This window comes from Pseudomonas sp. TAE6080 (genome assembly GCF_018732265.1).
Lineage (GTDB): Bacteria > Pseudomonadota > Gammaproteobacteria > Pseudomonadales > Pseudomonadaceae > Aquipseudomonas > Aquipseudomonas brenneri.
On record NZ_JAHIDY010000036.1, the window covers coordinates 50,098 to 61,972 of the forward strand.

The 11,875-nt window shown below is 62.1% G+C and carries 2 protein-coding genes; both read right to left on the reverse strand.

Translation table 11 applies throughout. The features are described 5' to 3' along the window. Position 1 precedes the first annotated feature (1 nt). Positions 2 to 7,855, reverse strand: coding sequence for a non-ribosomal peptide synthetase (locus KL786_RS22925; RefSeq protein WP_215519062.1), 7,854 nt, complete (start codon positions 7,853 to 7,855; stop codon positions 2 to 4). Between the two features lies 1 nt (position 7,856). Further along, positions 7,857 to 11,875: non-ribosomal peptide synthetase (locus tag KL786_RS22930; RefSeq protein WP_353844681.1), on the reverse strand; the 4,019-nt coding region annotated here is incomplete at its 5' end.

Below are 11,875 nucleotides of genomic sequence, written 5' to 3' on the forward strand. Positions count from 1 at the left end.
CTCAAGAAATCAGTTTTTCAAGATCATCGAGAGATAGACGTTTGAGGGCCTCCAGAGATTTAGCCAATTCATCCTGAACCGGCGACAAATCGGCGCGCAGGGCTTCGATGCGATCACAGAACTGTTCCAGGGTATCTGCGGCAAACAACTCCTTGAGCGGTACCTGGTCACCCAGGCGTTCGCTGATCCGCGTGACCACCAAAGTCGCCAACAACGAATGACCGCCGAGATGGAAGAAACTATCGTTCAGACCAACCCGCTCGACTTCCAGTACTTCCTGCCAGATAGTCGCCACCTCCCATTGCAAGTCGGTGCGCGGCGCTTCGTAAGCCAGTTGCCGCGGGTTGCCGCCCAGTGCCAGCAGGACTTTGCGGTCGAGCTTGCCATTGGGTGTCAAGGGCAAGGCGCCGATCAGATGCAAATGGCTTGGCACCATGTGCGCCGGCAGGCTGGTCGCCAGACGGCTGCGCAGACTGTCCAGCAGATCGGGCTGGTCGCCAGCCTCCGGTTCAGCCACCACATACGCCAGCAACTGCTTGCCGCCAGCGCCGTCCTGAGTCAGCACCACCGCCTCGCACACCGCAGGATGTGCCAGCAGATGGGCTTCGACTTCGCTCAGCTCAATGCGGAAACCGCGGATCTTCACTTGGTGATCGGCTCGCCCGATGTACTCGATGTCACCGTCTGCGCCCTGGCGTACCAGATCACCGCTGCGGTACAGCCGCTCCCCCCCCGTGGAAAACGGGTCAGGTACATAACGCTCGGCAGTCAGCCCCGGACGCATCAAATAACCGCGAGTGACCCCGGCGCCTGCCAGGTACAACTCAGCCGCAACGCCCGCTGGCAAGGTTTGCAACTGCGAGTCCAACAAGTAGGCCGTGGTATTTTCCAGCGGTCGCCCGATATTCGCCTGGCCACCCGGCACACGCAGGGTGAAGGTCGAATAGGTGGTGTCTTCCGATGGCCCGTACAGGTCATAGACGCGTTCCACCGCCGTGCTGGCGTACAAGCTGTCGACCAGCGCCTGCTTGAGCGGCTCGCCCGCCAGGTTGATGGTTTGCACCGAGGCCGGAATCTGCCCGGCCCGCTGCAAGGCGGCAATCGCCGATGGCACGGTATTGATCAACCGTACACGCTCGCGTGCCGGTAACTCAGGCAAGGCCAGAGCGTTGTCCGCGAGCACCATGAAACCACCGCCGGCCAGGGTGACGAAGATCTCCCACACCGACAGGTCGAAGCAGATTGAAGTCGAGGCCAACACGCCTTGCAGGGCTTCGCGCGGATAGGTCGCCAGCGACCACTGGACCAGTGCCGTGACATTGCCATGGGTGATGGCCACGCCCTTGGGCTTGCCGGTGGAGCCGGAGGTGTAAATCACATAAGCCAGGTTGGCCGCGCAGGTCTGCGACGCCGGGCAGGTCTGCGGCCAGTCGTGCAGCCATTGCGGCCCTTGATCGACCAACAATACCTGCGCCTGCAACACCGCGGGCAGTACATCGCGCAACGGCGTTTCGGTCAGCACGACGGTGGCGTGGCTATCGTCGAGCATGTGCAGCAAACGTTCCTGCGGGTACTCCGGATCCAGCGGCACATAAGCCCCACCCGCCTTGAGAATCGCCAGCAGGCTGATGATCATCTGCGGGGTACGACGCAGGCAGACACCCACCCGAACTTCCGGGCCAACACCCAGCGCTCGCAACTTGTGCGCCAACTGATTGGCACGGGCATCAAGGCTGGCGTAATCCAGTTGCTCCTCGCCAAACAGCATCGCCAGCGCTTGCGGATCACGTCGTACCTGGGCTTCGATTTGCTCGACCACACTCGTAGCAATCACGACACGCCCCGGCGACTGCCCCCAAGCCAATGCGACCTGGCGCTGGTCTGTGCGCAACAACTCCAGCATTCCCAGCGGCTGGCTGGCATCAGCCACGAACTGGCCCATCAGGTGCTCCAGTTGCTCGGCCAAACGCCGGATACTCGCCGCATCGAAACAGGCTTGGTCAAAACTGCAACCCAGGGCCAACTCGCGACCCGCCACAGCCACCAGGGTCAGCGGGTAGTTGGTTTGCTCCTGACGACGAATCGGCGAGAACACCAGGCCACTTCCCTGCCCTTGCTGCAAGGCTTCGGACATCGGGTAGTTCTCGAACACCAGGATACTGTCGAACAACGGGCCAGCCCCCAGTCCGGCCCAGCTTTGAATGTCATACAGCGGTGTGTGTTCGTGTTCACGCAAGGCCAGGTTAAGGTCCTGGACTTGCTGGATCCACTGCGCCACGGTCAGTTGCGGCGACGGCGTGGCAACCACTGGCAAGGTGTTGATAAACAGGCCAATCTGCTGCTCGACCCCAGGCAAGTCCATCGGTCGCCCTGCCACCGTGGCACCGAAGGCAACCGTGGCCTGGCCGGTATAGCGCTGCAACAGCAACAGCCAGGCGGACTGCATCAAGGTGTTGAGGGTGACTTTTTGCTCACGGGCAAAGCCGTTCAACTGCGCGGTCAGCTCGGCGCTGAATAGATGCTCATGGTCCGCATAACCATTGCCCAGTCTCTGTTGCGGCCCCACGGCGTCAGCCAGGCGAGTCGGCTCCTGCAAGTTACCCAGGGCCTCACGCCAGAACCCTTGGCTGGCCTGGACATCACGCAAGCTCAACCACTCGATGTAATCGCGATAACGCCCCTGTGCGGCAACCGGCGCCTGCCCGGCGTAACGCTGGAGTACCTCGCCAAACAGCTGCGAGGTACTCCAGCCGTCCATCAGAATGTGATGGCTGGTGTAAATCAGGTGATAAGTACTGACACCGGTACGCACCAGGATTACCCGTAGTAACGGCGCACGATCAAGCTCGAAGCCGGCTTGCAGATCCTCATGGGCCAACTGATCAAGGGCCGGCTCAAGATTCGCCCGGCCCTGCCAGTCGTGAATCACCAGAGGCATGGGCACGCTACCCAGTACGATCTGCACCGGCGCACTCATCTGCGCTGGCCAGACAAACGCCGTGCGCAAAATGTCGTGGGCGTCCAGGGTCTGCTGCCAGGCTGCGCGAAAACGCTCGGCATCCAGTTGCTGGATGTCGACCCGCAACTGGTTGGTGTAGGCCGGACCATCCGGCTCATGCAGGTTGTGAAACAAAATCCCCTGCTGCATGGGCGACAACGGGTAGAGGTCGACGATGTCCTGTGGCGCCACTGGCAACCGCTCCAGTTGCGCCTGGGTGAAACTCACCAGGTTGAAGTCCGACGGCGTCACGCCACTGTGCTGCGCGCTGCTGCAATGCTCGATCAACGCCGCCAGCTCAGCCGCGTAATCGTCGGCCAACGCCTGCACCGTGTGCGGGTGATACATGCCGGTACTGAACGTCCAGTTCAGTTGCAGTTCGCCGCCGTATACCTGGCCGTTGATGCTCAGCCAGTTGCTCAACTCCCCCAGCTCACTGCGTGCGGCGCCGTCGGATTCCGGCGCCGGCACAAACAACGCGCCCTGGTCGGCGGCAAAGTCGCCGTCGAACTGGCCCAGATAGTTAAAGGTAATACGCGGTTCACCAAGGGTCGCCAATGCCGCCTGGCTGGCGGCATCAGCGCAGTAACGCAGCAGGCCGTAGCCAACGCCTTTGTTTGGCACTTGGCGCAGTTGTTCCTTGACTTGCTTGATCGAAGCATCGAACTCGGTGGCCGGAGTCAGCTTCACCGGGAACAAACTGGTGAACCAGCCCATTGTCCGGGAAATGTCCAGTTCATCGAACAAGGCTTCACGGCCGTGCCCCTCCAACTGGATAGCCACTGCAGGCTGTTGACTCCAGCGGCACAGCACGCGGGCCAGGGCGGTCAGCAACAAGTCATTGACCTGGGTCCGGTAGGCCGCTGGCGCGACCTTCAGCAGTTTGTGCGTCGTTGCCTGGTCCAGGCGGGTCGATACTCCATGGGTTTGAGACAGGCTCAAGCCGCCGTCCGGGTTGTCACGGGGCAAGTCCACCGCGCAGCCCTGCAAGCAATCCTGCCAATAACGCAACTGGGCCTTGAGCTCATCGCTCCGGGCATAGCCCTGCAAACGCTCGCCCCAGGCTTGCAGCGAAGCCCCCTTGTCTGCCAGTTTGACCGGCTCACCGCGAGCCGCCTGGGTGTAGGCGCTTTGCAAATCTTCCAGCAACACCCGCCAGGACACCCCATCCACCACGGTGTGATGAATCACCAGCAGCAGGCGTTGTTGCCCCTCGGGCAGCTCCATCAATACCGCACGCAGCAACACGCCTTGTTCCAGGTTCAAGCTGCGCTGGGCCTGATCGGCCAAGGCCTGGACCTCATCAGCCGCCGCCAGGGCCGGCGGCGTCCACAGCAACTCACCAGGCACGCTGGCCTGATAGTCGGCGCGCCATTGCTCGCCTTGTCGCGTGAATGCGAGGCGTAGCGCATCGTGCTGTGCGTACAAGGCTTGCAATGCCTGGCTCAACGCGGCCACATCCAGACGGGCATGAGGGTGCAGCAGGATCGACTGGTTCCAGTGATGACGCTGGGGAATATCCATGGCAAAAAAACGTGCCTGGATCGGCAACAGTGCTTGGGCTCCACTGACCTGCTGGGTGCTGGTCGGCGCCGCCGGGGCCTTGACCTCCACCCATTTGGCCACTTGCGCCAACTGGGCAATGGTCTGTTTTTCGAACAACTGCTTGGGGGTCAGCTTGATGCCACGACGCTTGGCACGGGCAATGATTTGCAGGCTGAGAATCGAATCGCCGCCCAGTTCAAAAAAGTTATCGCCAATGCCTACCTGTTCAAGCTTGAGCACCTGCGCCCAGACTTCGGCCAGCACTTGCTCCAGCTCATTGCTGGGGGCCACGTAGGCTTGAGCCTGTGCATCCGGAAGCGGCAGGGCCTGGCGATCCAGTTTACCGTTGGCCGTCAGTGGCAAGCGTTCGAGCACAATAATCCGCGCCGGCACCATGTAATCCGGCAACAATCCCTGCAACTCTCGGGTCAGTCGTTCGGCATCGGTAGTGGTCGTTGATGCCAGTACGCAGTAGGCAACCAATTGCAAACGCCCGGCATCGCTTTCCATCGGCAACGCCAGCACTGCTGCATCTTGCACGCCATCCAATTGCCGCAAAATTTGCTGGATCTCACCAGGTTCAACCCGATAGCCACGGATTTTCACCTGATCGTCGCCGCGACCGAGAAACTCCAGCACGCCGTCGACACTGCGCGCCCGGTCACCGGTGCGGTACACCCGCTCCCCCGTGCCCCCTTGTGGGTCCGGGACGAAACGCTCAGCGGTCAACCCAGGCTGATTCAGGTAACCCTGAGCCACACCGGCACCGCCCAGATACAGTTCACCCGCCACTCGTCCTGCGACCGGGTTGAGATAGGCATCCAGCAGGCGTGCGCGGGTATTGGCCAGCGGTTGACCGACGGGCACGCTCAGGGTCGCGGGCCGCTCACCGGTGACTTCATGGGTCAATACGCCGACCGTGGTTTCTGTCGGGCCGTAATGGTTGATGATCCGGCAATCCGGTGCCAACTGCGCCACCTGTTGCACCAATGACCAGGGACACGTCTCGCCCCCCAACACCAGCACATGGGCCGGCAGGACACCTGCCGGGTTGCCGGCCTGCAACAGGCTGTGCAAATGGCTGGGCACGACCTTCAGCGCACCGACCCGGTGCTCGCTCATGTAGCGGGCGAAACGGTCCGGATCGAACGCATAGGCCTGCGGCACCAGATGCAACAGGCGCCCGCTGGCCAGCGCCGCAAACAGCATGGTGTGCCCCAGGTCCGCCGCGAGGGTGGAGATCATCGCCAGGCTGGCATCGGTCGGCAGGCGCAGGCGCTGCAAAACCGCTTGCACGTAGTTGCCCAACGCCTGATGGCTAACCAGTACACCCTTGGGCTGACCGGTGGAACCCGAGGTGAAGATCAGGTAGGCCGGTTGCTCGGGGGCTACTTCAAGGTTCAGCGGGGCAGCGTTGCACGCGGCAAACTGCGCCTCGTCATAGTCAAGCACCCGGCACTGGCAATCGATACGCAGGTCCCCCGCCGTGCGCAATAGCCAGGCCGCGCCACTGCAACTGAGCACCTGCTGCAAGCGCTCGGCAGGTTGTTGCACATCCAGCGGCAAGTAGACGCCACCGGCCTTGAGTACAGCCAGCAGGCCTACGGTCCAGGCCACGCTGCGCTCCAATGCCAGGGCCACTACCTCGCCACTGCGCAAACCTTGATCGAGCAAGTGCCGGGCCAGACGGTTGGACTGCTGCTCCAGCTCGGCAAAACTGATGAGTTCCTGCTCGCAGCGCACGGCGCCGGCATCTCCACGGGTTTGCCCGTTGGCTTGCCACAACGCCAGGAAATGCTTGTGCGCAAAATCTTGCGCAACCTCTTCGCCAGCCACCCCGGCCACGGCAGGCCGTTGATGAATCAGAGCAGCAGGCGCCGCAACCATGTCCTGCAATACCGCCTGCAACGACTCGGCAATCGCCTCTACGGTGCGACGCTCGAACAGATCGGTCGCGTAACTGAAGCTGATCTGGATCCCCTGTTCAGTGTCGGTGAAATCCAGCGCCAGGTCGAAGCGCGCGTCATTTTCCGCGATCTCGAAGGCTTCAATACCCAGCGCGGAAAAACTCCCCTGGCCGCTCTGGCCCAGGCCGCTGGCCGCCAGGTTTTGGTTGATTTTTACCTGGAATAAAGGGTTGTGACTCAGGTTGCGCTCAGGCGCCAGGGCATCCACCAACTGTTCGAAGGGCAAGTCCTGATGTGCCTGGGCACCGAATACGGCTTCTTTGACCTGAGCCAGCAATTGCTCGAAGCTCTGCTGCTCATCGACTTCGACCCGTAATACCTGGGTGTTGATAAAGAAGCCGATCAGGCCTTCGGTTTCACTACGATTGCGCCCAGCGTTGGGCGCGCCGACGCGGATGTCGCGCTGCCCACTCTGGCGCGCCAACACCACCGAAAACGCCGCCAGCACCAGCATGAACAAGGTATAACCGCGCTCGCCGCCAAGGTTTTTCAGGGCCTGGGACAAAGCCTTGGAGCAATCGGCGGTGAACGCCGCGCCCCGGTAACTCGGCACCGGTGGACGCTCGCGGTCCAACGGCAACGCCAGCACCGGCTGCTCGTCGCCCAGCATCTGTTTCCAGTACTGCAGCTGGCGCTCGCTTTCACCCGCCTCCATCCAACTGCGTTGCCACAATGCGAAGTCCGCGTACTGGATCGGCAATACTGGCAACTGGGACTCACGCTGGTGGGCGATAGCGTCATACAGGTGGACAAACTCCTCGACCATCAACTGGCTCGACCAGCCATCGGAAACGATGTGATGCACCGTCACCACCAGCACATGTTCACGGGCATCAAGACGATAGAGTTTGACCCGCAGCAACGGGCCGTTGATCAGGTCAAAGGGCTGCGCCAGCTCTTCGGCGACCAGCGCCTTGAGCCCGGCCTCTTGCGCTTGCAGGGCCGCAGCGGGCACGTCGATGCATTGCAGGTTCACTGGCGCGCTATCGTGAATTTCCTGATAGAAAGCACCGTCTTCAGATACGAAGCGGGTGCGCAGCACTTCATGGCGCTGCACCAACGCATCAAAGGCCTGGCGCAATGTGCTTTCGTCCAGCTCACCCTTGAGGCGCACCGCACGCGGCACGTTGTAGAACGAACTCTGCGGCTCCATCTGCCAGAGAAACAGCAGGCGTTGCTGGGCAAAAGACAAAGGAATGCGGGGCACGTCATGGCGACTGGCGACAATCGGCAACAGCTTGAAGCTGTTATTGGCCTCGTTCATCTTCGCCAGGATCTGGCGCCGCTGCTCCAGACCCAGGCCGATGAAACGCTTGGCAATACGCTCTGCGGTAGTCTTATCCATTTCAAGCCTCCTCCATCAGGTCCATCATTTTTTCAATATCCGACAGCCCTTCTTCGCTCAGTGCCGAGCGGCTTTCGAGCACCGCCTGGGCGAACTCGGCAAGGGTTGGCGTTTCAAAGATCAGGCGCAGCGCAATGTCGATGCCCAATTGTGAGTTGATGCGCGAGACCGCCTGTGTCGCGAGCAATGAATGCCCTCCAAGATCAAAGAAGTTGTCGCCCAGGCCAATACGCTCGATGTGCAGGATGCCCTGCCAGATCTCGGCGATCTGTTGTTCAATCTCGGTTTCCGGCGCCTGATAAACCTGTTGTGCCAACACCGGATCGGCCTTGGGCAAGGCCTTGCGATCGAGCTTGCCATTGGGGCTCAACGGCATCCGCTCCAGGACGATCCACTGCCCTGGCACCATATAGTCCGGCAGGTTGCGCGAAAGGCTTGCGCCCAGCGCTGCGCCATACCGGGACTGATCCTGCTCGCTGCCCTGCAGCCGTTGCGCATCGCCAGGCACCACGTACGCCACCAGGCGTTTGCCGGTCGGCCCGTCCTGCGCGATCACCACCGCCTCGACCACCGACGGCTGCTCCATGAGGCGCGCTTCGATTTCACCCAGCTCGATACGCAGGCCACGGATCTTCACTTGATGGTCGATACGCCCGAGGTACTCGATCACCCCGCTGGCCCGATGCCGCGCCAGGTCACCAGTGCGGTACAAGCGCCCGGTGCCATACGGGTTTGGCACAAAACGCTCGGCGGTCAGCGCCGGGCGGCGGTGGTAACCGCGAGCCAGGCCTTCGCCTCCCAGGTACAACTCACCCGCCACACCCACGGGCAACGGTTCCAGCTCCGGGCCGAGGATATAGGTGCCCAGGTTGGCAATCGGTTGACCGATCGGCACGCTGTCGCGTCCCTCATCGACGCATTGCCAATGCGTCACGTCGATGGCGGCTTCGGTTGGGCCATACAGGTTGTACACGCGGGTCTGCGGCAGTTGTTTGAATACCTGCTGTTGAACTTCCACCGGCAACGCTTCACCGCTGCAAATCACCTGGCGCAGGCCTGCGCAACTGGCCGCGCGGGCGTCCAGCAGGAAGGCCTGGAGCATCGAGGGCACAAAGTGCAGTGTGGTCACGGCGTGTTGATTGATCAGTTCGACCAGGGCGCCCGGATCACGATGCGCGCCTGGCTCAGCCACCACCAAGCGCGCACCGGTCATCAGCGGCCAGAAGAACTCCCACACCGAAACGTCAAAGCTGAACGGGGTTTTCTGCAACACCGCGTCCGTTGCATCCAGCGCATAGGCTTCCTGCATCCAGCACAGACGGTTGGTCAGTGCAGCATGCCGGTTGCCGGCACCTTTGGGTTGGCCGGTGGAGCCGGAGGTGTAGATCACATACGCCAGGCTTTGCGGGTCCAGCTCGCGCGGCAGTCGCTCGGTACTGAAAGTTGCCACCGACTCACCGAGGTCAAGCAACTGCACCCCTTGAGGAATCGGCAGTTGTTCGCGCAGGTGAGCCTGGGTCAACAACAGGCCGATACCACTGTCTTGCATCATGTAGCTCAGGCGTTCCTGCGGATACTCGGGATCGAGCGGGACATAAGCGCCGCCGGCCTTGAGCACGGCAAGCAAGCCAATCACCATCTCCAGCGAACGCTCCGCCGCCACGCCGACCAGCACATCGGTGCCAACCCCCAGGCCGCTGAGGCGCTGGGCCCATTGGTTGGCGCGGGCATCCAGTTGGGCATAGCTCAATTGTGTGTCGCCAAACACCAGGGCGGTGGCCTCTGGCGTGCGCTCGACCTGCGCCTCGATCAACTCGTGAACGCCCAGATGCAGCGGGTACTCGGCCTGGGTCTGGTTCCAGCCCAGCAGCACCTGTTGCGCCTGGGCCTCGGCCAGCAGCGGCAACACGCCAACCCGCTGCGTCGGGTCGGCAACAAGGGCGTGCAGCAGGTTCTGCCAGTGGCCGAGCAGTTGCTCCATGCTGTGCGGTGTAAACAGATCAACCGCATAGGTCAGGGTCGCGACCAACTGCTCGTGCGACTCGTAGGTTTCCAGGCTCAGGTCGAACTGTGTCGTGCGGCCGCGGGCTTCAAGCCCCGATAGGCTCAGGCCCGGCAAGGCAATATCGACCCCTTTGCGGCCTTCGTCGAGGTGGTTGTACATCACCTGGAACAGCGGGCTATGGCTCAGGCTGCGCGTAGGCTGCAACGCTTGCACCAGTTGTTCGAACGGCAGGTCCTGGTGGGCCTGGGCCTGCAGGGCGGTCTGTTTGACCTGACCGAGCAACTCGCTGAAGGTACCCTGCCCGTCCACCTCGGCCTTGAGCACCTGGGTATTGACGAAGAAGCCGATCAGACGCTCGATCTCCACCCGGTTACGGTTGGCGATGGGCACGCCGACACGAATGTCGTTTTGCCCACTGTAGCGGTGCAGCAACGTCTGGAACGACGCCAGCAGCAGCATAAACAGCGTCACCTGCTCACGCTGGGCCAGGGCCTTGAGTGAGTGCAGCAGGCTGGTCGGCAATGTCACCACCTGGCTGGCGCCGGCAAAGCTCTGCACACTCGGCCGTGGATGGTCGGTGGGCAGTGCCAATACGGGCTGCTCGCCGCCCAGCTTGTCGGTCCAGTAGGCCAGTTGCCGTGCGTGTTCGCCGTCTTCCATCCACTGCCGCTGCCATTGCGCATAGTCGAGGTACTGCAATGGCAGTGCCGGCAGACTCGGCGCTTGCCCCTGGCTGTAGGCGGCATAGGTTTCAACCAGTTCGTCGACCATCACCTGCATCGACCAGGCATCGGAGACAATGTGGTGCTGGGTGAGAATCAGGACATGCTCGTCAGCCCCAAGGCGCAGCAGTTTCACTCGCAGCAGGGCGTCGTGTTTGAGGTCGAATGGGCGATGAGCTTCGGCGTCCACCGCTGCATCGATCCCGTCCACGCTGTCCAACGCCTGCACCTCCAGTTGCAGGTCGGCCTGGGCATGAATCACCGGCAACACCTGCAGGTCATTCTGCGCAAACCCTGTCCGCAGGATTTCATGGCGAGCAATCAGGTGATTGAAGCTGCGCGCCAGTGCCTGCACGTCCAAGTGCCCTTGCAGACGCAGGGCCAGAGGCAGGTTGTAGGCGACGCTCTGCGGCTCCAACTGCCAGAGGAACCACTGCCGCTCCTGGGCATAGGACAGGTGCAATACCTGGTCCCGAGGCACAGGCAACAAGGACGGTGCCGAACAAGCCTGTTCCTCACCCAAGGCCTGGACAAAGGCCTGCAAGGTGCTGTGTTCAAACAACGTACGCAGCGGTACTTCAGCGTTCAGCAACTGCCGCACCCGCGACATGACCTGGGTAGCCAGCAACGAGTGCCCGCCCAGTTCGAAGAAATTGTCCGCCAGGCCTACCTGCTCAAGCTTGAGCACTGCTTGCCAGATCTGCGCCACTTGCCGCTGCCGTTCGGTGCTCGGCGCCACATAGGTCTTCTGCACCTGGCTGGCGTCCGGCTTGGGCAGGGCCTTGCGGTCCAGCTTGCCGTTGGGCGTCAGGGGCAGGCGCTCCATGAACAGCCAGTACTGCGGCACCATGTAGTCCGGCAGTTGTTGGTGCAGGCTGTGTTTCAGCGCTTCGCGCAAGGTGTCTTCTGACGCCTCGGGCGCCACCAGGTAGCTGACCAGCACCGGCCCTTGCGCACCGTCCTGGGCCACCACCACCGCTTCGCGGACCTCGGCGTGTTCCAGCAAACGTGCTTCGATCTCACCCAGTTCAATCCGGAAACCACGGATCTTCACCTGATGGTCGATCCGGCTGATGTAGTCGATCACCCCGTCCGCGCGATACCGCGCCAGGTCACCGGTACGGTAGAAACGCCCGCCCGGCTCGCCATACGGATTGGGCAGGAAGCGCTCGGCGGTCAGTGCCGGACGTTCGAAATAACCCCGCGCCAGGCCATCGCCACCGATCAGCAACTCACCCGCCACCCCCACCGGGTTGGCCGACAGGTCTTCACCGAGGATGTACAGCGAGGTGT

Excerpts from the sequence above, each read along its gene's own strand:
- KL786_RS22925 (WP_215519062.1), bottom strand. The coding sequence starts at position 7,855 with ATGGATAAGACTACCGCAGAGCGTATTGCCAAGCGTTTCATCGGCCTG.